This window comes from Viridibacillus sp. NPDC096237 (assembly GCF_050278625.1).
Classification (GTDB): domain Bacteria; phylum Bacillota; class Bacilli; order Bacillales_A; family Planococcaceae; genus Viridibacillus.
Genome location: NZ_JBNNTI010000011.1, coordinates 74,836 through 97,232, shown reverse-complemented (window position 1 = coordinate 97,232; position 22,397 = coordinate 74,836). Strand labels below are relative to the sequence as shown.

Annotated in this window: 20 protein-coding genes and 2 pseudogenes; 15 read left to right on the top strand and 7 right to left on the bottom strand. The window is 33.4% G+C overall.

The window, feature by feature from the left end; all coding sequences use genetic code 11:
- Window positions 1-71 precede the first annotated feature (71 nt).
- Window positions 72-457 (bottom strand): annotated as a pseudogene (locus tag ACQKMD_RS08975) (transposase); the annotation flags it as partial.
- Between the two features lie 263 nt (window positions 458-720).
- Here ACQKMD_RS08975 and ACQKMD_RS08970 point away from each other — a divergent pair.
- Complete coding sequence (locus ACQKMD_RS08970) at window positions 721-951, top strand: hypothetical protein (RefSeq protein ID WP_427751290.1); 231 nt, start codon at window positions 721-723, stop codon at window positions 949-951.
- Between the two features lie 482 nt (window positions 952-1,433).
- Here ACQKMD_RS08970 and ACQKMD_RS08965 read toward each other — a convergent pair whose 3' ends face one another.
- The 4 genes from ACQKMD_RS08965 to ACQKMD_RS08950 all read right to left on the bottom strand — a co-directional run bounded on the left by ACQKMD_RS08965 (window position 1,434) and on the right by ACQKMD_RS08950 (window position 5,565).
- A complete protein-coding gene (locus ACQKMD_RS08965; RefSeq protein ID WP_427751288.1) occupies window positions 1,434-2,828 on the bottom strand; it encodes a hypothetical protein in 1,395 nt (464 codons plus the stop codon).
- Window positions 2,809-3,351 carry a sigma-70 family RNA polymerase sigma factor gene (locus tag ACQKMD_RS08960; protein WP_200749652.1) on the bottom strand — a complete coding sequence of 181 codons (543 nt, stop codon included), beginning with the start codon at window positions 3,349-3,351 and terminating at the stop codon, window positions 2,809-2,811. Before ACQKMD_RS08960 ends, ACQKMD_RS08965 begins: the two co-directional genes overlap by 20 nt.
- A gap of 837 nt (window positions 3,352-4,188) precedes the next feature.
- Window positions 4,189-4,788 (bottom strand): nitroreductase family protein, encoded by a 600-nt coding sequence (locus ACQKMD_RS08955; protein ID WP_427751286.1) that lies wholly within the window; start codon window positions 4,786-4,788, stop codon window positions 4,189-4,191.
- A 126-nt stretch (window positions 4,789-4,914) separates the two neighbouring features.
- Entirely contained in the window at window positions 4,915-5,565 is a 651-nt protein-coding gene (locus tag ACQKMD_RS08950) for a DsbA family oxidoreductase (protein ID WP_427751284.1), read from the bottom strand.
- Window positions 5,566-5,988: 423 nt separating this feature from the next.
- On the opposite strand from ACQKMD_RS08950, the gene ACQKMD_RS08945 reads away from it, so the two are divergent.
- The 6 genes from ACQKMD_RS08945 (at window position 5,989) to ACQKMD_RS08920 (ending at window position 11,756) form a co-directional block, all read left to right on the top strand.
- Complete coding sequence (locus ACQKMD_RS08945; protein WP_427751282.1) at window positions 5,989-6,204, top strand: hypothetical protein; 216 nt, start codon at window positions 5,989-5,991, stop codon at window positions 6,202-6,204.
- 679 nt (window positions 6,205-6,883) lie between these two features.
- The gene (locus ACQKMD_RS08940) at window positions 6,884-7,792 is read left to right on the top strand and encodes an EamA family transporter (protein ID WP_427751280.1); all 909 of its coding nucleotides are present in this window, start codon (window positions 6,884-6,886) and stop codon (window positions 7,790-7,792) included.
- Between the two features lie 117 nt (window positions 7,793-7,909).
- Window positions 7,910-8,428, top strand: coding sequence for a sigma-70 family RNA polymerase sigma factor (locus ACQKMD_RS08935; protein WP_427751279.1), 519 nt, complete (start codon window positions 7,910-7,912; stop codon window positions 8,426-8,428).
- Window positions 8,421-9,734: a DUF4179 domain-containing protein gene (locus tag ACQKMD_RS08930; protein ID WP_427751277.1), complete on the top strand. Its 1,314-nt coding sequence runs from the start codon at window positions 8,421-8,423 to the stop codon at window positions 9,732-9,734. The genes ACQKMD_RS08935 and ACQKMD_RS08930 overlap by 8 nt, the downstream gene beginning before the upstream one ends.
- A gap of 1,095 nt (window positions 9,735-10,829) precedes the next feature.
- Window positions 10,830-11,291 carry a hypothetical protein gene (locus tag ACQKMD_RS08925; RefSeq protein ID WP_427751275.1) on the top strand — a complete coding sequence of 154 codons (462 nt, stop codon included), beginning with the start codon at window positions 10,830-10,832 and terminating at the stop codon, window positions 11,289-11,291.
- A 15-nt stretch (window positions 11,292-11,306) separates the two neighbouring features.
- Complete coding sequence (locus tag ACQKMD_RS08920; RefSeq protein WP_427751273.1) at window positions 11,307-11,756, top strand: OsmC family protein; 450 nt, start codon at window positions 11,307-11,309, stop codon at window positions 11,754-11,756.
- Between the two features lie 84 nt (window positions 11,757-11,840).
- Here the strand turns inward: ACQKMD_RS08920 and ACQKMD_RS08915 are convergent, their stop codons facing one another.
- Window positions 11,841-12,425, bottom strand: coding sequence for a DJ-1/PfpI family protein (locus tag ACQKMD_RS08915; protein WP_427751271.1), 585 nt, complete (start codon window positions 12,423-12,425; stop codon window positions 11,841-11,843).
- A gap of 143 nt (window positions 12,426-12,568) precedes the next feature.
- Here ACQKMD_RS08915 and ACQKMD_RS08910 point away from each other — a divergent pair, with 143 nt between their 5' ends.
- Together ACQKMD_RS08910 and hutH are read left to right on the top strand one after the other, a co-directional pair.
- On the top strand, window positions 12,569-13,009 hold the full coding sequence (locus tag ACQKMD_RS08910; protein ID WP_427751270.1) for an Lrp/AsnC family transcriptional regulator: 441 nt from the start codon (window positions 12,569-12,571) through the stop codon (window positions 13,007-13,009).
- A 250-nt stretch (window positions 13,010-13,259) separates the two neighbouring features.
- A complete protein-coding gene (gene hutH, locus ACQKMD_RS08905; protein ID WP_427751268.1) occupies window positions 13,260-14,747 on the top strand; it encodes a histidine ammonia-lyase in 1,488 nt (495 codons plus the stop codon).
- A 431-nt stretch (window positions 14,748-15,178) separates the two neighbouring features.
- Here the strand turns inward: hutH and ACQKMD_RS08900 are convergent, their stop codons facing one another.
- Window positions 15,179-15,694 carry a ferritin-like domain-containing protein gene (locus ACQKMD_RS08900; protein WP_427751266.1) on the bottom strand — a complete coding sequence of 172 codons (516 nt, stop codon included), beginning with the start codon at window positions 15,692-15,694 and terminating at the stop codon, window positions 15,179-15,181.
- Between the two features lie 172 nt (window positions 15,695-15,866).
- Between ACQKMD_RS08900 and ACQKMD_RS08895 the strand changes: the two are divergent.
- The 6 genes and pseudogenes from ACQKMD_RS08895 to ACQKMD_RS08870 form a co-directional block, all read left to right on the top strand.
- Window positions 15,867-16,407 (top strand): annotated as a pseudogene (locus ACQKMD_RS08895) (transposase); the annotation flags it as partial.
- A gap of 275 nt (window positions 16,408-16,682) precedes the next feature.
- Window positions 16,683-17,384 (top strand): response regulator transcription factor, encoded by a 702-nt coding sequence (locus ACQKMD_RS08890; protein WP_427751264.1) that lies wholly within the window; start codon window positions 16,683-16,685, stop codon window positions 17,382-17,384.
- A gap of 2 nt (window positions 17,385-17,386) precedes the next feature.
- Window positions 17,387-18,373, top strand: coding sequence for a sensor histidine kinase (locus ACQKMD_RS08885; protein ID WP_427751262.1), 987 nt, complete (start codon window positions 17,387-17,389; stop codon window positions 18,371-18,373).
- 143 nt (window positions 18,374-18,516) lie between these two features.
- Entirely contained in the window at window positions 18,517-19,272 is a 756-nt protein-coding gene (locus ACQKMD_RS08880; RefSeq protein ID WP_427751260.1) for an ABC transporter ATP-binding protein, read from the top strand.
- Window positions 19,262-21,232: an FtsX-like permease family protein gene (locus ACQKMD_RS08875; protein WP_427751259.1), complete on the top strand. Its 1,971-nt coding sequence runs from the start codon at window positions 19,262-19,264 to the stop codon at window positions 21,230-21,232. Before ACQKMD_RS08880 ends, ACQKMD_RS08875 begins: the two co-directional genes overlap by 11 nt.
- Before the next feature lie 152 nt (window positions 21,233-21,384).
- The gene (locus ACQKMD_RS08870) at window positions 21,385-22,347 is read left to right on the top strand and encodes a DUF418 domain-containing protein (protein ID WP_427751296.1); all 963 of its coding nucleotides are present in this window, start codon (window positions 21,385-21,387) and stop codon (window positions 22,345-22,347) included.
- Window positions 22,348-22,397: the final 50 nt, after the last annotated feature.

Here is a 22,397-nt window from a genome sequence, read left to right as displayed (position 1 = left end):
TTGTTTCGGCTTTCTTTAAAAATACGTTCAATATCTAAAGCGAGTTCAGCCTCTTCAGCTTGAGCTTTCAAATTCTCACGTACCTTGGCGTGATAATAATACGTGCTTTTCGGGAGATTTAGGACGTCACACATTGCTGATACCGAATATTTGTGAACGTTATTTCGAATCACATCTATTTTCGTCCCATGATCAGCGCTGCTTGCTTTAAAATATCATTTTCCATCAATAAACGTTGATTTTCTTTGCGTAAACGAGCTAGCTCATTTTCTTCTTCTGTTCGATTATCTTTCGCAGCGAATGAACCGGTTTCTTGATGATTTTTAATCCAACGATCTAAAGCCGAAGGCGTTATATCATATTCTCGGGCAATATCTGCACGAGATTTTCCATTTTCATAAAGCTTCACTAATTGTAATTTGAATTCAGATGAAAAAGTTCGACGTTGACGTGACATAGTAGCACGCTCCTTTAAGTTGGTAGTCTAAGTGTACAAGCCCTTATTTTTTATGTCCAACTTAGTGTAGCCGATTCAGAGAAATAAGCCGTTGTGAGCGTGAATCTCTGCTGAACACTCGTAAACTTTCCTCGAACGAGCGTAAAACTCTAAAAGTTGAGCGTAAATTGACAATCTATTATAAATACCTAATATTCCCACTGACCATCTCGCATGTCTCGATTTAAAATAAGAACAAATATTCTCTAGTGGAGGATGAGTTTATGTATGAGAACGCGTCACGGCGATCCATCATGTGTATCGATATGCGTTGCTTCTATGCGAGTTGCATTGCGTCGCTTGAGAATTTAGATGTTATGAAGACACCGATTGCGGTAGTCGGTAATTTCAATCAAAAGGGGAGCATCGTACTTGCAGCGTCCTCGATGATGAAAACTCGTTTCCAAGTAAAAATGGGCAAAAGAAATTATGTTCATGATTTTTCGGAAGATTAATTTAACTAGCTTTATTTATCAATGCTTATCTTAATTTTTCTCTAGGAGAGAAAATATTTAGTTCTCATGAGTTTTATGTGGAGAATGATGGACTTTATAAAACGAAGAAACTTAGTTTTAATGTTGAAAATGATGATCCAATAAGTTTCTATTTCAAAGTTCGACAAACTTTCGGTATTAAACTATGGAAAACCGAAACTCCATTATGAGTTCTACCAAAAATGCTTTCCGGATTTTTTAGCTAGAAGGCTATTTATTTGTATACGTATGAGAGGGGGTGTAGATTCTCCTTAAAAACCAACATCTAATTATTTCAATATAATACCAATTTAGTTGAAAGAGTGATGTAAGTAAAAAGAAAACACCTCCACGTTGGTTTTTAAAGGTAGGATACCCATTTTTCAACGAAAGGTGTTTTTATTTGTCTCATATTTCTAGGTCAGTGCATCCTTTTTAAAAGGAATCTAAGGTTTACTTTTTATTTATTGTTGCCTCAAATCAATCCACCATCTGTCGTTACCTTCCACATTTTCCATGATAGTTCTATTATTAAAGATATCTAAAAAGGCAGTTTTCAATTGATCCGCATCTACAAAATAACCAATATGTACAACACGTTTTTCATTTGGTTCCAAATCAGGTAGCTTGTAATATGAATTGCCTTCTCCATTCCCATCTAGATAAGCGACTTCACTACTAGTTTCATCAGAAGTATAGGTCTCTAATTCAAATCTCCAATTCTCACCATTGTCTTTGAGAGAAATAAAGTGTGGTGAAAAATAAAAATCAGATATTTTTTTGTCTTCTTTATTTTCTATAGTTACGGTCAAATATAAGAATTTTTTCTGAATCATAGATGTATCAATTAATTCATCTATAGTATTTTTTCCGTCACCCGATTTATAAGTTTCTCTTTCATAAAAAGGTAATTTTCCAGAATTATTTTGGCTCTCTTCCAACAAATCTGAATGAAAATCATTAAAATCTTTAGAATCAAATTGCGAAATAGAATCCATTACTTTCGCGTTATTTACAACAAAATCTAATTTATGTTTTTCTCCTCTATTACTAATTTCTACTGGAGCTGTAGAACCAATTGAGAAAATTCGTTTACTGTCTTTTGACAATTTTTCCGATTTCAAAGCTTCTACTGCTTCTTCTTTATAAACAGAACTTGGTGTTGCCTGATCTTTGTCAGATTTTACTAAGAAAATCGATGCCAATACTTTTTCCATAACTTGATTGTTAACATCATCACCTACAAATGTTTCTAAAACATAACCTTCTTCTTCAAATAATAAAAATACTTGTCTGTTAAATTCGCCTTCTTTTTTTATTAATACTCCTTTATGATTTCCGATTTCTATTTTGTCAGCTTCAAGCGAATTTAAAATTGAAAAATCTGCATCACCATCTAGCTTCCATAGAATAAATGAAAGGCCTCCTTCATTTATTCTATTTTTATATGAGTATTTCATGCTACCTGAATCCTTATCCTCCACCATATTATCAGGTAAATAACCAATTTCCATTTTTACGTATTCGTATGCGATCTTAGTTTTATCCTCTTTTTTAATCAAATAATTTGTTTCATAATTTTCTTTATTAATGATTGTAGAGTAAATGCTTACTCCTGCATATGTTGTTGTCGGAACAACAATAAATAATACTGCTGCCGCCATTATAAGGCGCATACGCTTTTTATATTGTTTACGTTTCATATTGCCTTGCATTTTAAGTTCATTAAGAAAAATTTTCTTTTTTAGATTATATTCCTTAGAAAATTCATGGTGTTCTTCGACATTTTCAAATTCTTCCATAGCAATTTTTTCACTTATTTTTTTCCATTGCTTTTGCTTACTCTTCCAATGTCTCATATGTTTTTCCTCCTGTATTTTTAATGATTACTTTTTTTGCTCTTTCATATCTCTTCCGGACTGTTCCTTCGCTTATCCCTAATATTTCGGCAGTTTCTTTTGTCGTTAATTCATAAAATAAAAGATACTTTATTATTTCTTTGTGAATCATTGATAATGTTTCTAATAGTTGATATTGTTGTTCCTTCGTAATTAATCGTTGAATTTTTTGCGTCACGTTATCACATGTATCTTCTTGTGGAACTTCTTTAAATTTATTAAACATCTCTATGGATCGTTTATTTGAACGATAATAATCAATGGCTTTATTTTTCGTGCTTTTTAATACAAAGCTCTTAGTTTTATGATCTTCAATATCGTTGATTTTATGGATATTTTCCAATAATAAAATAAAAGTTTCTTGAACAACATCTTCTGCTTGTTGAACATTATGTAAAATAGAATAAGCTACTTGATACATTTTTTGCTCGTATAAATTGTAAAGTTCCTCCATAATTTCATAATCATTTGCGGTTGCTTTCAACTTCTCACATCCTTAATAGTCTTCTCCATTATTCGTTCTAAACTATATAACGAATCTCACATCTATTTTGTGACATTTTTTATCATTTTTTTTCGCTCCTCATTTAGCATTTCAACATCATTCATTTTACTTTAAAAGATAATATTCTTTGATCTTTCTCAATTTTTACATGCACCTCAATACAGTGGATCTTAACTAACACTTGAATGACAAAGATCAATACTCAAATCTTACAAATAATAGTTTAGTAGAGTGTTCTATGAGAAGGGCAGATTTGAGTCGAAAAGAACTTCAATTATTGAAGCGAGGATGCCAGATAGATGAATCAATAGTGGGTATACTTATAAATTTGGAAGTACCACACCCCCCCCGACACCACTAGGTTTGAAACCATATGCATGAATCCATTTCTTTGCATGGTACACGGATAGAAGCTTGAGTGTTGGAGTTTATGGAAGCGGGTTCGACTCCCGCCATCTCCATAAAGAAGAAATGAGAAATCAGCGGTTTTTTGTTTTCGGGAAAATTAGGAGTACAGAGGGGGATTACTTTAGTACAATATCCCATTATGATTCGTAGAAACTTTTTAAGTTAATGTGATTTTTCATAAAGTTTGAGAATTTATAATAAAGTCCAATTGTTTATTTAAAAAATTGGACAAACTTATAAAAAAACTGTTCTTTCTTTAAAAATAAAAAATCCATTTTGAAAAAAACTATTTCAAAATGGATTCCTTTTTATTAGTCTGTAATCAGAGAAAGAGTTAGGTTATTGAAAAAGCATTACTCAATTAAATAGCGGAATTAAGGAGAATTCCACTATTTGATTGAGTTTCTCTTAATAAAATTTCACAACATCTTCAAAAGGTAAGAATGTTCTTTCTCCTGGTTGTTCGTTTGGCTCACCAAATGGCATTTGTGCTACTAGGCTCCATTCTGTTGGGATATCCCACGTTTGTTTTACTTCCTCATCTATAATTGGGTTATAGTGCTGTAGTGATGCGCCGATTCCTTCAGCAGTTAAAGACATCCATGTTGCGTATTGCAACATTGCACTGCCTTGATGAGACCAAAATGGGAATTGTTCTTTATAAGATGGTGCATTTTCTTGCATTGTTTGTATTGTTTTTTGGTTTTCGAAGAATAGTACTGTTCCTACTCCATCGCGGAAACCTTGTAATCTTTCTGCAGTTGCTTCAAAATTCTCTGCTGGTACACGAGAGCGTAGTGTTTCTTTTACGATATCCCAAAACTTGTCGTGTTCATTTTCCATTACTACGACGATACGTCCACTTTGCATATTAAATGATGACGGAGCATATAAAGCTGTTTTTAATAGTTCACTGATTCTTTCTTTTGTAATGTTTTCATTTTTTTTCACCTTACGAATAGAACGACGGTTAATAATTGCTTCTTTTAAGTTTGTTGTTACTGACATTTTTAATTCCTCCAAATAAGTTTAATTTTAAAATAATTTATAAACACATAGATTTTTTTGACAGAGTAATCTGTTATTTAAAGTAAGGAAATACCTACAAAACTCCACTGCAGTTTAAATCTAGTATTAACAATACCCATTTATATCGCATTGCATGCCATCAAAGTCATTTGTTTTCTTTTTTTTTAATTCCTTATCAATGACTTGAGCTAATCTTTCTTTGCTGGCTAATCCTTGAATCACTTCATCACCAATAATGAATGTTGGAACAGCCATAATTTGCGCTTCTTCATAAGCGTGATTTAGAGCTTTTTGATGAACCTCGCGATATTTACGTGATACTAAAGCGTCCTTAAAATCATCCATAGACAAACCAACTTCACCTGCTAAATTTGTTAATACTTCTACGTCCTCTATATTTTGTTCCTCTTGGAAAAACGCAGTAAATACTCTATGGTGAAATTCATTTCCTTTTCCATGTTCTTTTGCGAAATGACACCCTTCAAATGCCAAGTTGGTATATGGGTGTGGAGAAACACGTGGTAAACGCATGTCAACTCCTAGTTTTTTGGCAGTAGGTAGGATAAAGGAATCCCATGAACTTAATTTATCAGGTTCTTTCCATGGATCAATTTTAGAATGTGGACTAGGACGTAATTCAAATGGCATCCATTCTACTTCAACGTCTTTTTCCTTTACAATCTCATCTAAAGGACCTTTACCTAAAAAACAAAATGGACATATAAAATCCGAATAAGCTTTAATTTTTAAAGTCATTTTAAAGTCACCTTCCTTTTTTAGTAGTAGCACAATCTTGTAACTAAATGAGTTACAACAACGTTAAAAAATATGATTAATTCATAAAAATTCTTACACTTTTACAGAGTATAAAGTATTTTATTTTGTAGTGATGTTTCTATTTAAGAGAAATAAAATATGAACTGCGATTGAAAATCGACTACTAATTTAAAATTTAACCTCCCGTTGTAACTATTATAGTTACAGCTCCAGCAAATGTCAATTATTTATTTTTGTGTCTATATAGTTGTTTGTGATAACACCCTTTTGTAGGTTTTAAGAAAAATGATTCGATATGGAGAAAATAAAAAAGTCTCCATTAGCGAGATTAAATAGAGCACAAATAGAGAAAGCTGTAGCCACAATTAAAACCGATGAAAAAGAAAGGTTAGGTGGCTATTGATGGAATTGGAGAAAAAATTGTATTGCTACAATTGCAAGGAAGAGACGGTGTATCAAAAAAGACGAAGTAATAACACGTATATGGAAAGTCATTGCAGGGAATGTGGCTGTTTTGAATGGCAGAATAGAGCGATAGAAAGTGAAGTAAAGAAATGGGCAGAGTATAATTTAGAAAAAGGAATACCGAACATTGAAGAAGTACAGAGAATTATTTAATAGAAGTGTCGACAAAAGGCATCGAGAAGTGAACTCTCGCCTTTTGTCATTTTTACATTCTTTTTTTAGGTTTAAACAATAGGATAATTCATTTAATTAAGCGTACTTTTCAATCAACTTCCCACTATTAAGGTGCTCGCCATGTCTAAGTGATGAGCTTTATTTTTTTCCGTCACCTCAAAAATATCGTTTATAGTATGCTGTAATAGTTACATATTCCAGTTGATTGGAGTGGAGAGCGGCGACTCCAGCGGGAAAAGCGGGATAGTCGAGACCCTGGACTGAGTGTAGCAAAGGAAGCGGCTCGGCCCCGCCCGCGGAAAGCGTCCGCACGTAGCGGAAATCAACGTTCTTATTCTATTGTATAAAGGCTTAAAGTCCTTGAGTAATTGGAAGCGCTCTTATTAAAATACTTATTGTCATTGACAGAAAAAATACATACAATTAGACAGAACGGAGGTATTTCTACATGAAAAAAGCTTATTTAGCCAACGGTCTGTTCAGTTTAGGGAATCTATTTGTCAATGGACTTATTATACAGAATGGTGTAATTTCCACTACCGAGCAAGATGTAATCGAAGCTTTCACAATGCACTACTCTCCATAATTTTAATGGTTATTTTCCTTACTATTCATTCGAAATTACTAGGTTACCATTAAAAAGGAGTTTATTTAGATTATGTGGTTTTTATTTGCAATATTAACATGGCTTGCATGGGGAGCAGCGAACTTATTTTACAAAAAGGGCTCGGACACAAACGACAAAAATAGCCATACGAAAATTACCATTATGGTTGGTCTTGTTATGGGGGTTCACGCAACGATCTATATGTTCGTAAAAGGTTTAGAATTCCATCCGCAAGATATGTTAACGTATTTGCCCGTTTCAACATTGTACATTGTTTCAATGGTTTTCGGTTATGTAGGTTTACGTTATTTAGAGTTATCAATTGCAGCACCAGTGCAAAATGCTTCAGGTGCGGTTACAACGATTTTATTATATATGTTCTTTCCACAAGAAGTTACTTGGATACACTTTGCAGGTATCATTGCTATCACAGCCGGCGTTATTTGGATTGCTGTTATTGAAAAGCAACAAGACGATGCGTTATTACGTTCTCAAAAAGTTAAAATTGAACGTAAATATCAATTTGGATTTTTCGCCTTGTTATTCCCGATTTTATACGCATTAATAGATGGTGTAGGAACGTTTGCTGATGGTATCTACTTAGACGAGTTAACAATTATGACTGAAGATGCAGCGCTACTTGCATATGAATATACATTCTTTATCGTGGCAGTTGTATGTTTTATCTATCTTCGCTTTTATAAAAAAGTGAAATTCAATATATTTAAAGAGCGTGATCGTACTTACGCAGCAGTTTTAGAAACAATTGGTCAGTTCTTCTATGTGTATGCAATTTCAGCATATGCGTTTATTTCCGCACCAATTATTTCGTCATACTGTATTTTCTCAATTATACTATCTCGTATTTTCTTAAAAGAAAAACTAACAAAGAAACAATACTTAGTCATTGCAATTATTATGATTGGTATTATCATCCTCGGTCTTGCCGACGAATTATAAATGTAAAACGTCAATCGAAAAAATCGATTGGCGTTTTTTTGTTATATTTAAAAATACAATGAACTTTTTACTTACTACCAGGTCTAATACATACAAAGTCCGAAACGAGGTGAGAGGATGGAATCACTAGAGCTAGCGAAACAAGCAATTAAAGGTGATGACGCCGCCTTTTTAGCTACCATGCGCTTGTATAAGAATGATTTATATCGTACTGCTTTTGCCTTTCTAAAGAACGAACATGATGCGGTAGAAGCTGTTCAGGAAGTAACAGTCCGTGCCTATCAAAAAATACATACACTAAAGGAACCTGCATATACAAAAACGTGGCTCATCCGTATTATGATGAATTATTGTCAGGATCAAAAAGAAAAGAGCAAGCGCTTTACTACAAATGATAAGCTACGAGAAATTGCGATAATGGATGACACACGTTTTTTAGAATTGAATGAAGCAATGGCATCCTTATCTAAAAAAGACCAACAACTCATTACATTGAAATACTTACAAAACACGAAAATAAAAGAAATTGCAGTACTTGAAAATATACCAGAAGGCACAGTTAAATCGAGATTACATAAAGCATTACAATCATTGCGGACGTTTTGGTCAAAGGGAGGAGAGGACGCAGATGTATGAAAAGGAAGAAGTTAAATTACATGACATGCAAAAGGGCTTAGAAAAATTACCGATTCCTGAAGAAGCACTTGATCAAGCTATCCAACAAGGAATGCAAATTGCACAATCTTCGAAACGTAGAAAGAAGCGTTCCTTCAAACGTATTGCTTGGACCATTTCTATTGCAGCCCTTCTTTTTATCACACTCGTTACATCCATTCGAGTGTCACCGGCCTTTGCGAAAACCGTTGCGAGCATTCCAGGGCTAGAACATTTAGTTGATTTAATCCAGTATGATAAAGGTATTCAAGGAATTGTTGAAAATGAATATTATGAAACTGTAGGAGTATCGCAAACAATAGATAATATTACTGTCACTATAGATGGGGTCATTGTAGATGAATCGGGTATGGTCATATTTTATACAACTGAATCACCTACAAAACTAAGTTCAGGAGATTATGGGGAGATTGAAATTTTCCATAATGGTAAAAGTCTTTTAGGTTCAACAGAGTATGGAAATCCAGATCAACAGGATAAAAAATATCGAAGTGATGAGATTACATTTACATTTGGTGAACAGCAAAAGTATATTTCCAAAGACTTTGAACTGAAATTAAATTTAAAGAACGAGCAAAAGACAAGCTTTAATATTCCGTTTACAGTGAAAAAGGACATTCAAAAAGGTAAAGTATTTACAATAAATAAAGAAATAATAATGGATGGTCAAAAAATGACTATAGAAGATATTACGCTATATCCATTGCGTGTTGCTGTTAATATCGCTTTTGATCGGCGCAATACGATGAGAATATTAAATTTTGAGGATATCCGAATTGAAGATGAGCATGGGGAAGTCTGGAGTAGTATTAGGAATGGAATTACAAGTTTCGGAGGAAATGACGATCATCAAAGAACACTGTTCTTACAAAGTAATTTCTTTGAACAGCCTAAAAACTTGTATTTAAAATTTGATAAAGTGCAGGCATTACCTAAAAAAGAGTCCTTTATAGTCATGGACTTGAACAGAGGAACAGTATTAAAAGAATCCTATCAGGATAAAGTTAAAATTACTGATGTTTCGAAGCTTTCAATTGAGGCGGAAATGAAAGGAGAACATGGAAAATTACCCTATCAATTATTCTCTGGATTAGAAGATGCATCTGGCAGAGAACTAGACACAGATTCATGGTCTAGATGGTCGGATAATGATTCTACCCATTGGCAAGTAGGGCTTGAAACGCAGAAAATAGTTAATCCAGTAAAAGTGTACTTCAATGCATATCTAAATTATTTAAAAGGAAACACATCCATCCAAATCAAATAAACAAAAAGCCTAGCTCACTCTTACAGAGAAAGCTAGGCTTTTTGCTATTAGGGAGCGATGGCAAGGCACGCATCTAATAAAATATCAGCTATTATTCTTTCAATTAAATTCATTACTTATTATTGGAGTAATAAACTGCATAACTAGATAGATAAAAAAGAGTATAGCTAAGATAATTTTATATATTTTATTGGATTTATCATTTATAAATCTAATTCCTATTTTGCATGATAGTGCTAGTAACATTGCATTCAATCCAATATTAATAATCAGGAGAGAAGGATTAACTATTATACATAGGAAGTTTAGAATACAAAGAGTTGTCATAATTTTTTCATTTTTAATTAAATTGTTTTCTTCGAAATATTTACTAGTTCTTAATTTGTACAATAAAAGTATTATCACGAAAAGTGAATAGAAGCTTATACTTATAATAATAATTCTTTGTCCTAAAAGCATAGTTATAAATCCTTTCTATTTTCGCTTACCAAAATCAATAACGATTGCACCAATGCATCGCCATGAATTTAACTTCTTTCAGCAAAAGTCTCCCACCTCTATAGGTGGTGAGATGAATGCGGATTTAAGCTGCTTTTCAGCGGGTGTCCAAACACCCGCTGAAAGAAGTTAAAGCCTCCGGCGGATGTCACTGAATCGGAAAGGAGTTCTTTGTGCAAGCACAAAGCCGATTCCGGACGCAATTATGCCGAGGCATAATTGATCATTACGTTTACATGTTCTGACCTGTCTTTGGGAACAATGATATTAAGGTAACCGTCTTTATACTTATAATCATAATCGATAGTATTCAAGCTCTTTGTCTTTTTCTCGATGGTATTATATTTTCCAGGCTAAACTGCAAAGCCACCATCAAACATCTTTTTCACTAGATAGGCTATTGGTTTAGGCGAAAAGAGTACATAGAGTGTAAATAAGGATCGTTGTGAAAACGAAAATGCTTGTCCGATGTTTCTTCAATAGAGTGACCGGTTTTCCTTCTATCAATCTGCATTCTATTATGGCATAATTTGTCGTGGGCTTCGAATGCTTTTCTATTGAAAATAGGATTTATAAATTTTTTGAGGTGAAACATAAATGTATAAGAGAAAACGACTTTTACAAGGAATACTTGTAATTTCAACATTACAGATGCTGTATTATTATTTTATAGGGAAAAAATATCTATTTATTAATGGTCTAGGAGATATACCAGTTTATATTATTGGCGGTAATGTATTATTGTTCGTCGCTTACTTTTTATTGGTTGAAAAAAGTAATATAAGAAAAAAGAATGTACTTATCATAATTGCATATGTACTTTTAATAATTGCTCCATTTTATTTCCAAAAGCATGTACCGAGTTTTAATGTAGAAGATGCAACGCAAATTATTTCGCGTACCGAGGGCGGAAAAGCTGTGAAAGATCGCAAGTTTAGCGGGACAATTGTCGACTATTCGGGGCTAGAAATGTATATTATTACGCTTGAAAAGAATAAAGTAGTTTCGCGTTATGCATTCGATCCATATACAGAAAAATACTATTCATTTGCGGATTAGAAATGAGGTTTAATCATGGCAGAACACAGTTTTCATTTGACTGCGAATTGGCCAGGAGGTCGTAATGAGGTAGGTACAATCGCATCTGGTCAACTACAATCAAAAGTATCAATTCCATCTGAAATGGATGGGCCTGGTATTGGTACAAATCCAGATGAGATGTTGTTAGGAGCTGCTGCGACTTGTTATATTATTACGTTAGCCGCTATGCTTGAGCGCTCAAGTATCAATGTAGTGAGTTTATCGATGCAATCTGAAGGAATCGTTGATGTAACGAATGGAGTCTTTACGTATAAGAAAATCATCCATAAACCAGAAATCATTTTATCAAACGGTTCAACGGCACGAGATGCTAGTCTAACGCAAAAACTTGCAGAAAAAGCTGAAAAAACATGCATGATCAGTAAGGCAATACAAGGGAATGTTGCACTTGAATTAAAAGTGCATATAAAAATAGAAGAGTAAGATGAGCTGCTAAGTATTCGTTAAAATCGATTACTTAGCAGTTTTTTTATGAATTGAAAATACATTAGCTTAATTTACTTTTATTTAGGCAAATCCCATAAGGTCTTTCACATGATGTGTATTTTCTTTTGTCGTTAGCATTTCAAGTAATAGGAATGCGACATCAAAAGCAGTACCGGGATTTGATGATGTAATAATGTTGCCGTCTTGAACAATTCTCTCATTTTGTACGTTTACGCCAAAATTCTTTAACTGTTCTTTTCTTATACTTGTTGGGTGAGCGTAAGTCGTTGCTTTTCTATTTGTCAGAATGCCACTTTTACCAAGTGCTAATGATGCAACACAAATGCTAGCAATAGGTTTTTGTTTTGCATCAAAATGCCGGATTACTTTCAAAAATGATTCACTAAATGCGTCTTCATAAAAGCCTGCCTCTTCAAATCCTCCGGGAATAGCCAATGCATCAAATTCATCTAATTGGATGTCATCAACTGTTTTTTCAGGTACAACGTTAAAATTCCAAGTGCAAGTTAATTTATCTCGGAGACCAACTGTCACAACCTCAGTCGACCCATCTCCTTCCCATTTGTTCCAACCAAGCACATCTGTAAAAACGCTAGCTTCTACGGCCTCAAAGCCGTCAGCTAATAACAGTAATATTTTTTTCATTTCTTAATCCCTCCTCCGATATCTTTTATTTTAATTGACTAAAAAGGTATATTACATGAGTTAAAAAAGGATATTTCTTCAATTGAATTTAAATTATAAAGATTTTAGGTTATTCTATTTAATAAAAAAAGGTGCGTGGAAATATGGACCAAGTAGATAAGAAAATAGTAAGGGAACTACAGTTAAATGCCAAAATTACTATGAAGGAATTAGCAGAAATCGTTCATTTATCGTCTCCTGCAGTTACAGAGCGTGTTCGAAAGCTTGAAGAACAGCAAATTATTGAAGGTTATCATGCACAAGTTGCATTGAAGAAGATGAATCGTTCTATGCGTGCGATTATTCTGTTTGAATCAAAGGACTGTAAAGCATTAACGAATTTTTGTCATAATCATCCGGATGTACTTGAGTGTTACCGAGTGGCAGGCGAGATTAGTTATATTGTTAAGATAGCAACGCATTCTGTAGAAAGTCTAGAACGATTTATTGATGACTCGATGCAATATGGCACGCCTTCAACAAATATTGTGTTATCGTCCCATGAAAAAAGAGTAATAGAACCTTTTACGATGGAAGAAGAATAATTTGAGTAATAAATCGTGTTTGGAGTTTTCAAAACAATGTCAACAACTTTATCATGCTAAAATACTGCACTGATAGCACGTGAGAAATTTTTACTTTTTTACAAAAAGTACTTAATTTCAATTGGATTTTATGTAGAATGAAAGTAGTGTTTTAGGAGAATTTCTCATTCAAATCGCCTTTTGGATTCGTTCATATTCGGCGAATTGCTATAGAGTATTTTCAAAATGATAATAAGGATGTGACTGTTAAATGATTATATTAGACGGAAAGAACCTATCATTGGCGGATCTAAATATTATTCTAAATGATGACGTCAAAGTTAAATTAGACGAAAATGCGATAGAACTTGTTAAGAAAAGCCGTTTAGCTGTTGAGAAAATTGTCCGTGAAGATCAAACTGTTTATGGTATCAATACGGGTTTTGGGAAATTTAGTGATGTGAAAATTGCAGAAGAAGATACGCGACAATTACAACTTCATTTAATTCGTTCACATGCTTGTGGTATAGGTGCTCCTTTTGCTGAAGTCGTTTCTAGAGCAATGATTGTCCTACGTTTAAATGCTTTATTAAAAGGTTTTTCTGGCATTCGGATAGAAGTGTTAGAACGCCTTGCATATATGGTAAATAATCGAATTCATCCAGTCATTCCTCAGCAAGGATCACTCGGTGCATCAGGTGATTTAGCACCATTATCACATTTAGCTTTAGTATTAATTGGTGAAGGTTTTGTCTGGCAAAAGAATGAACAAGTGCCAGCAGCTGAAGTATGGCAAGCGCATAATTTGAAAGCGATTACATTAGAGGCGAAAGAGGGCTTAGCGCTAATAAATGGAACCCAAGCAATGACAGCTCAAGGTGTTATAAATTATTTAGAAGCTGAAAAACTAGCTTATGACAGCGAATGGATTGCAGCAATGACGATGGAGTCCTTATTCGGAATTGTTGATGCTTTCCATCCAGCAGTTCATGAAGCACGTGGCTATAAAGAGCAAATGGACGTAGCGGAACGTATGCGTAATTGGTTAGCTGGAAGTCAATTAGCAACTAAACAAGGGGAGAAACGAGTGCAAGACGCTTATTCTCTTCGCTGTATTCCCCAAATTCATGGAGCTAGCTGGCAAGTACTCAATTATGTGAAAGAGAAACTTGAAATTGAGATAAATGCTGCTACTGATAATCCACTTATTTTTGATGATGGTGGTGCGGTTATTTCAGGTGGGAATTTCCATGGTCAACCAATCGCTTTTGCTATGGATTTCTTGAAGATTGGTACGGCTGAATTAGCAAACGTTTCGGAGCGTCGAATTGAACGTCTCGTAAATCCTCAATTAAGTGAAGGGTTACCGGCATTTTTAAGCGCACAACCAGGTCTGCAATCTGGAGCCATGATATTACAATATGCAGCAGCTAGTCTTGTATCCGAAAATAAAACGTTGGCTCATCCGGCATCAATCGATTCTATTCCATCTTCAGCCAATCAAGAAGACCATGTTAGTATGGGAACAATAGGTTCGAGACACGCATATCAAATAATTGAAAATGCTAGAAGGGTATTAGCAATAGAAGCCATTTGTGCAACACAAGCAGTTGAATATAGGGGCGTAGAGAAAATGTCTAAAGAACTTTATACTAAATGGCAAGAAGTACGCGCAGTTGTACCTACAATCAATGAAGATCGAATTTTTAGCGAAGATGTAGAAAAGCTGGCTCAGTGGTTGTCACCAACTAGTCATTAAAGAAATATAAAAACGCGTCTATTTAGTAGGGATTACCTGCTAATAATAGACGCGTAGATAGATAAATTAAATAACAGCATCATGTCGATCTAAAGTGACGAGATCGGCATTTTTGTTTTGACGACCTTTATTATATCTTTAAAAATTTTAGAGCAGAGTATGCTATACACCGTGGCGTTTCCTCCTTATCCTAGTAAATAGCAATGATTCGAGGAACAATGGCCAGCTAAGCACCTACCTGAAATTATTATTGCAAACCGTGGAGAGTTTGAAGGATATTCAGTTCCGAAGAGGGAGAAATGGTGTTTTAGCATAATGCCCAAACAAAAAACGAACCACCCAAGAGAAAGAGACCAACCTTTACACAGGCTGGTCAGAATAAGTTTGTTGAACTATATATTTGGATTAAAATTTTTTTGACTAGCGTCGATTTATTTCAAACCATTGTAGGGATCAGAATCATAACTTATCAAGAGCTTCGTTAAATGTTCAACATGGTATTTCTCATCACGGCTAATCACTGTGAAAACATGTTTGACATCGGTGTAAGGAATTTCATATGCATATTGGTCATAAAGTACGGCTGTTTCCAACTCACCTTTAATATCATTTCTGATAAGATTTAGTATCAATTGTTTATCATAATCAGGTTTATAATTTTGCATTGGTTCCTTTACATCAAATTGAGTGTTTTTATAATAGTTATAGGTTTGATATTGTACGGGATCGTATTTACGTAGCAGCGTTAGAAACATTCCGTAATGTTTTTTTTCATCCAACATAATCATTCTCCAAACCTTATTGACCTCTTCCATATTTGAGTTTGCAATATGGTATGAATAATCATTAATTGCGGTTAACTCTGCAATCATCGCTTCCCTTATTTTGCTGGTGACAAAGATCGGTCTTCCTTGCGGTTGACCTCCCGGAACTGTATAGCTCACCATATACCCCCTTGGTTAGGTAGACTGATAATTAATTTTATGTACTTTTTTAGGAAATATGATGGTTGACGAGGAAGTTAGGGAAATATTGAATTGTTTTTATTCTTTGAAAATGGAATCGGGACTTTGTTACTCATCTAAACCAGCTAATAGAAGCTAAATTGTTATTCTATATATCAGAAATCGTGGCACAGAAGAAATATTATTGTTCATTTCAGATGGTTTAAAAGGCACTACGGATAGTATTTTCTCCGTCTTTCCCGAGTCAAAATATCAATCGTGTTGTGTGCATCTTGCACGTAATATTGCACATAAAGTTACGTGTTACAGATCGAGCTGAAATTTGCGAAGATTTTAAGACTGTTTATCGTGCAGACAACCTCGAAATGGGGCATAAAGCACTGCAAGAATTTGTGGAGAAATGGAAATCAATTTACCCGAAAGTAACGAAGGCATTGCTTGAAAATCCGTATATTTTCACGTTCTACAGCTTTCCAAAAGGCATCTGGATTGCGTCATTTAGCCGAAAAGGATGCCCTTATGATAATGCCTGCATTGAATCTTTTCACGCTACATTGAAAAAAGAAGAGGTTTATAGAAACCGATATTTAAATTTTGAAACTGCAAAATTGTCACGCTTTTAATACATTGAAAGCTGGTATAATCGCAAAAGAGTACACGGAGCAATCAACTATTTAACTCCCGTGATGAAGTAGAAAAATAATGTCGAGCAACAGCCTGACTTAACTCTTTTGTGTCCAAGATATTGACTTAGATTCAAGATACATTGAGTTCTTACCTATTCACATACCTTACTAGTATCAATTCATTTTATTAATAAAAAACAACAGATATACGCTTTATTTTATATTAATTGCATTTAAGGGTGTATGTAAGATATCATCTCTTTTAAATAAAATAACTTAAAAATTTAATATAAAAAGCCAAACGAACTTAAAAAAATCATACTTAAAATAGAGGAGAGTACGATATGAATACAATCATGATTGTAGAAGATGATGTAAAAATCGCTGAATTACTGGGAACTCATATTAAAAAATACGGATATAAAAGTGTTATTATAGAGGATTTTGAAAATATCTTAGATATATTTCAAAAGATTAAACCAGATTTAGTGCTATTAGATGTAAATTTGCCTAATTTTGATGGCTATTATTGGTGCCGCCAAATACGAGCTATTTCTACTTGTCCAATTATATTTCTATCTGCAAGGAGTGGAGAGATGGATCAGGTTTTGGCTTTAGAAAATGGTGGTGATGACTACATTACGAAACCTTTTTATTATGAGGTTGTAATGTCTAAAATCCGTAGTCAACTCAGAAGAGCATACGGTGAATATGCTCCAAAAGTAAAAGAACGAATAGTTGAGCAATCAGGGTTATTCCTGTTCCCAGAAAGAATGGAACTTCAACTAGATGATAAGACAGTTTTACTTACCAATAAAGAAACAGCTTTATTAGAAATATTGATAACAAAATCTCCACTTCTTGTAAAACGTGAAGTAATTTTAGAACAATTGTGGGATAGTACGTATATAGATGAGAATACATTAAGTGTGAATATAGGTAGAATTAGAAAGAAATTAAAAGAATTGGGTATCGAGAATACGCTTGAAACAGTTCGTGGCGCTGGATATCGTTTGCATGCTACTTGGGAGAAGGAAGGAAAGTAATAATGAAATTATTTTTACAAGAACATATTCCGCTTATTTGTTATACAATTGGCCAATTGCTTATCATCCTTTTTATTTATTGGTTTGATGGTTATCCACATATTTTGACTGCATTATATTCTGTGTTTTTGGGTATTTTTTTATTAATAGGTTATCTAATATATCGTTATTATAGTCATCGTTCATTCTACAAGCGTTTATCAACACCAATAGAAACGTTAAATGAGTCAATACAAGATAGTGATTTGACTCCATTATCAATGGCCCTAGATAAATTACTACAAACCCAATATCAATATTATCAAAACCAGTTAAAAAAATGGGAACGAAAACAACAAGAACAAATGACTTTTATGAATCAATGGGTTCATCAAATGAAAACACCTCTTTCTGTTATCGAATTAATTATACAAGATGCAGATGACTTTCGATTTGATAGTATTAATGAAGAAACGGAACGAATCCAAAAAGGATTAGAGATGGTGTTATATGCTGCTCGATTAGAAACATTTGAACAGGATTTTCATGTAGACAGAGTGCAATTATTAGAAATGATTGATTCCGTTATTCATGAAAATAAACGTCTGTTTATACGTAATTATGTGTATCCAGAAGTAAAAGTAGATCCTAACCTTACTGTAGAAACAGATAAGAAATGGTTTCGATTTATACTCAATCAAGTGCTGACGAACGCAATTAAATATTCATCAAGTAAGAAAGAGAAAGTAATAATATCAGCGTATTCAAAGGGACGTGCAGTTATTTTAGAAGTAAGAGATTATGGGGTTGGTATCCCTCCTGCTGATTTACCACGTGTTTTTCATCCATTTTATACTGGAGAAAACGGTAGGAAATTTAAAGAGTCTACGGGAATGGGATTATATCTTGTTAAAGAAGTATGTGGAAAATTAAATCATAAGATTGAGCTAGAATCTGAGCTAAGCAAGGGAACAAAAATTAGAATAGTATTCCCGTATGCATCTCGTTAACCGATGAAAGGAAGATTATTCATCGGTTTTTTCTTTTGAATCTTACAAACTTAATGGATAAATGTTAGGGAAATCGATATGAGACAAAATATATATTGTTTATACTTTTTGTATCAAATAGAGAAATGGAAGGTGGAATATTTGTGGAGATACTAAATGTTTCAAATTTAGGGAAAGTTTATAACGGAGAAATTTCGTATACCGCACTATCTCATATTGATTTAAAAATAAACAAAGGTGAATTTGTAGGAATTATGGGACCATCCGGGAGTGGTAAAACAACGTTATTAAATATGGTGTCCACCATTGATGCTCCAACTTCAGGAGAAGTATTAATTCATGGAGAAAACCCATATCTGTTGTCTCCAAATCAGTTGTCTTTATTTCGAAGACGTGAATTAGGGTTTGTTTTTCAATCGTTTAATCTCCTTAATACATTAACAGTGAAAGAAAATATTGTTCTTCCACTTACGCTTGATGGTTTAAGCCCTAGTGAAATGAAAGGGAAAGTAGAAGCTATTGCTGAAAAACTGGGGATAACTGAAATATTAGATAAACGTACGTATGAAATTTCTGGTGGACAAGCACAAAGAACAGCAATCGCACGTGCTACTATTCATAATCCGAAATTATTACTTGCGGATGAGCCCACAGGAAATCTGGATTCAAAATCTGCTTGTGATGTGATGGAACTATTGACAAGGCTTAACAAAGAAAATGACACAACGATGATGTTAGTGACACATGACGCAATGGCTGCGAGTTATTGTGATCGAATCGTGTTTATCAAAGATGGACAGTTATACAATGAGATTTATTACGGAGATAATCGCAAAGTATTCTATCAAAAAATTCTAGAGGTATTAGCATTATTAGGAGGAAATGCATATGACTTTTAGACAGTTCGCGATTAATAACATCATTCGAAGTAAACGAACATATTTGGCCCATTTTTTAAGTAGTACGTTTGCTATTATGATTTTCTTTACTTATGCATTACTTGCATTTCATCCTAATTTACAAGGTGATCTTGCTACCAGTGTAACAATCAATACATTTGCAAAATCAGGATTACAGATATCGCAGGGATTAATATTTTTCTTTTCATTCTTCTTCATCCTATATTCTGTAAGTGCATTTTTAAAGACAAGAAAAAGAGATTTTGGAATTTTAATGCTACATGGGATGTCACGTTCACAATTGAATAAATTAGTATTTATTGAAAATATAATAATTGGCATCGTTTCTATTTTAACAGGAATTACAATTGGGCTGGCGTTCTCTAAGTTTATCTTAATTATGAGTAACAGTCTGTTACTTATTGATAAAGGACTCCCATTTTACGTACCCTTTAAAGCAATTGGAATAACATTTGGAGCTTTCTTCTTTCTATTTTTGTTAATTTCACTTTTCACCTCCCGAATGGTAAAAGTGAATCAACTTGTAGAACTTATAAAATCAGAAGAAAAACCAAAGCCTGAACCAAAAGCATCGCTTTGGTTATCTCTATTCGCACTTAGTTGCATCGGATTAGGATATACAGCCGTGTTCCATAGTGTTAAAGCTATTCATTACAAGGATATTAATTATGTATTAGTCATGATGGCGACAGGGGTGAGCTTTGTTGTACTTGGAACATACTTCTTATTTACGCAGCTCAGTGTGTATGTGCTACGTGCATTAAAGAAAAGAGAAAATATTTTCTTTAAGAAAACAAATATACTCACCATCTCAGATTTAGTGTATCAATTAAAAGATAATGCAAAAATGTTTTTTATGGTAACTATTATTTCTGCCGTTGCCTTCACTGCAGTGGGAACTTGTATGGGGTTAGGCAATTCATCCATGGCTGAATCGGATAGTCCTTTTGCATTTTCTTATAAGTCTTATAATAATAACCGTTTAGAAAAAGAACATCTAAAAAAAATAGAAAGCGAGCTCAATGATGGCGAGTTTCATTTCAAACGGGTTACTTATTCAATAAAACAAATTCAGGATACCCTCTATAACAGTATGTTCTTATCAAACGTTATAAAATTAAGTGATTATAATAAACTAGCTGAGGCATTTGGTTTTGAAGAAGAAAATTTAAAGGGTGAAAATAGTAGTTTTGTCATACCTTCGGGGAAAATTGCTAATACAAAATCAACCCCAACTAAGTTTCAATTTTTGCATGGAAATATAAAAAAAGATATGCATGTAAATAAAATACTAAAACCCGAAGAACTACAAGATACAACCCAAACAATAATTATTGTACCGGACGCTGTATATAATCAAATGATTGTAGATCCAGAGAGTCACTATGGTCAATCCACTATCAATGGTTTTATTGTGAAAGATTGGGAGAAAACAAAAAAAGTTGCTGAAAAAATTGTGGCTACTTTTCAGAAAGATAATGAAGGTATAAATGAGCCTACAGTATACAACGAACAATATACATTTTCGTCTTTAATTTTTAAATGGATAGCGATGAAGCAAGGGTTTGGACTTGCATCTATCATGAGTGTATTAATAGGCATTGTTTTCTTTACGTTTGCTGCAAGCTTTTTATATTTCCGATTATACACAGACTTAGAACGAAATCAGCAGCAATATAAAATGATAGCAAAAGTTGGTTTAAGCAAACCGGAATTAAAGAAAATTGTGTCACGTCAACTTGCATTGTTATTCTTTTTACCAATTGCAATAGCGATTACACATAGTACGGTTGCTTTTATGGCCTTACAAAAGTTAGCTAATTTTTCAGTCTTGGGTAGTTCCGTAATGGTATTGATTTGTTTCTTAGTTATGCAAATTATATACTTTTACTTTGTTCGTGCTCAGTACTTGAAAAAAATGTATAAAACAATATTTTAATTCAAAGATGAGAAATAGAAAGAGAATATAGGTGTGAAAATCTCAATATTAAACAAAAAATACTCAGGTTTATTCTAATAAAAAATGCTATCGATGTCTTTTAAAGCTCATATCAATAAAAAATAAGAGAAGGGAGAAAAATTTTATTGAAAATGGAACGTATTGAAATAGTGGATTACCTGCGTGGATTTGCGTTACTAGGTATTACCTTTGTAAATGTATTTCAAAATGTCACACCGATTAGCACAGATTTATACCATTACATTCATGACTTCATCAGGAATGTAATGGAAACAAAATTTATTTATATGTTTCTGTTTTTATTTGGTTTATCTTCCACACTGTTTATGTCAGGTTTGAAGATAAAAGGCGAAAAAGTAAATTTAATTTATATCCGTCGTTTGGTTGTACTTTTTTTACTCGGAGGTCTATTAACATGTATTGGGGTAACTTCAGGTGGACTATTTATGATGTACGCCGTTTTAGGATTGATAGGATTTTTATTCCAGTACATGCCACCGATTATTAATATCTTAGTTTTTAGTAGCATTTCAATATTGACCTGGTTCACACGTGGAATATATATGATTGCAGAAGATCCAATCACTATTCATATTGTATCTCTAGTGAATTTATTGAGCATGTTTTCAATGGTTATTTTAGGGATGTTTTTAGGACAAATATCCTTTTTTTACAATATTAAACGATTTAAGGGAATGCTTTTTACATGTTTAATGATTTTTGGTTTTTTAACATATCAGTACTATGAATCTAGAAATAATTTAGAAAGCTTAGTAATGAGTCTATTTTTCATAATTTGTTTCATAATTTTAAGTATGAGTAGCACTATAAGAAATACTCTTTCATTTTTAACCGCTTATGGTCGAATGTCCATGTCAAACTTTGTTTTACACACATCGTTTATTTATTTCTATTTGAATGGCTATAAAAACGAACAACTTTCATCCCTAACCTTATTGTTTATTAGTTTTATCATTATTGTTATACAAATTATTTATAGCAATATATGGTTGAAATATTTTAAAATGGGACCTCTAGAGTGGATATGGCGCTTAGGAACATACGGCAAGAAGATGAAGAATATTCAGGAATAAATATTAAATTTGGGATTATGTTGGTGTACAAGAAGCATATTTCAATTCAA

Coding starts and splice junctions, on each gene's coding strand:
- ACQKMD_RS08970 (WP_427751290.1), top strand. CDS start 721: ATGTATGAGAACGCGTCACGGCGATCCATCATGTGTATCGATATGCGT.
- ACQKMD_RS08965 (WP_427751288.1), bottom strand. CDS start 2,828: ATGAGACATTGGAAGAGTAAGCAAAAGCAATGGAAAAAAATAAGTGAA.
- ACQKMD_RS08955 (WP_427751286.1), bottom strand. CDS start 4,788: ATGTCAGTAACAACAAACTTAAAAGAAGCAATTATTAACCGTCGTTCT.
- ACQKMD_RS08950 (WP_427751284.1), bottom strand. CDS start 5,565: ATGACTTTAAAAATTAAAGCTTATTCGGATTTTATATGTCCATTTTGT.
- ACQKMD_RS08945 (WP_427751282.1), top strand. CDS start 5,989: ATGGAATTGGAGAAAAAATTGTATTGCTACAATTGCAAGGAAGAGACG.
- ACQKMD_RS08940 (WP_427751280.1), top strand. CDS start 6,884: ATGTGGTTTTTATTTGCAATATTAACATGGCTTGCATGGGGAGCAGCG.
- ACQKMD_RS08935 (WP_427751279.1), top strand. CDS start 7,910: ATGGAATCACTAGAGCTAGCGAAACAAGCAATTAAAGGTGATGACGCC.
- ACQKMD_RS08930 (WP_427751277.1), top strand. CDS start 8,421: ATGTATGAAAAGGAAGAAGTTAAATTACATGACATGCAAAAGGGCTTA.
- ACQKMD_RS08925 (WP_427751275.1), top strand. CDS start 10,830: ATGTATAAGAGAAAACGACTTTTACAAGGAATACTTGTAATTTCAACA.
- ACQKMD_RS08920 (WP_427751273.1), top strand. CDS start 11,307: ATGGCAGAACACAGTTTTCATTTGACTGCGAATTGGCCAGGAGGTCGT.
- ACQKMD_RS08915 (WP_427751271.1), bottom strand. CDS start 12,425: ATGAAAAAAATATTACTGTTATTAGCTGACGGCTTTGAGGCCGTAGAA.
- ACQKMD_RS08910 (WP_427751270.1), top strand. CDS start 12,569: ATGGACCAAGTAGATAAGAAAATAGTAAGGGAACTACAGTTAAATGCC.
- hutH (WP_427751268.1), top strand. CDS start 13,260: ATGATTATATTAGACGGAAAGAACCTATCATTGGCGGATCTAAATATT.
- ACQKMD_RS08900 (WP_427751266.1), bottom strand. CDS start 15,694: ATGGTGAGCTATACAGTTCCGGGAGGTCAACCGCAAGGAAGACCGATC.
- ACQKMD_RS08890 (WP_427751264.1), top strand. CDS start 16,683: ATGAATACAATCATGATTGTAGAAGATGATGTAAAAATCGCTGAATTA.
- ACQKMD_RS08885 (WP_427751262.1), top strand. CDS start 17,387: ATGAAATTATTTTTACAAGAACATATTCCGCTTATTTGTTATACAATT.
- ACQKMD_RS08875 (WP_427751259.1), top strand. CDS start 19,262: ATGACTTTTAGACAGTTCGCGATTAATAACATCATTCGAAGTAAACGA.
- ACQKMD_RS08870 (WP_427751296.1), top strand. CDS start 21,385: ATGGAACGTATTGAAATAGTGGATTACCTGCGTGGATTTGCGTTACTA.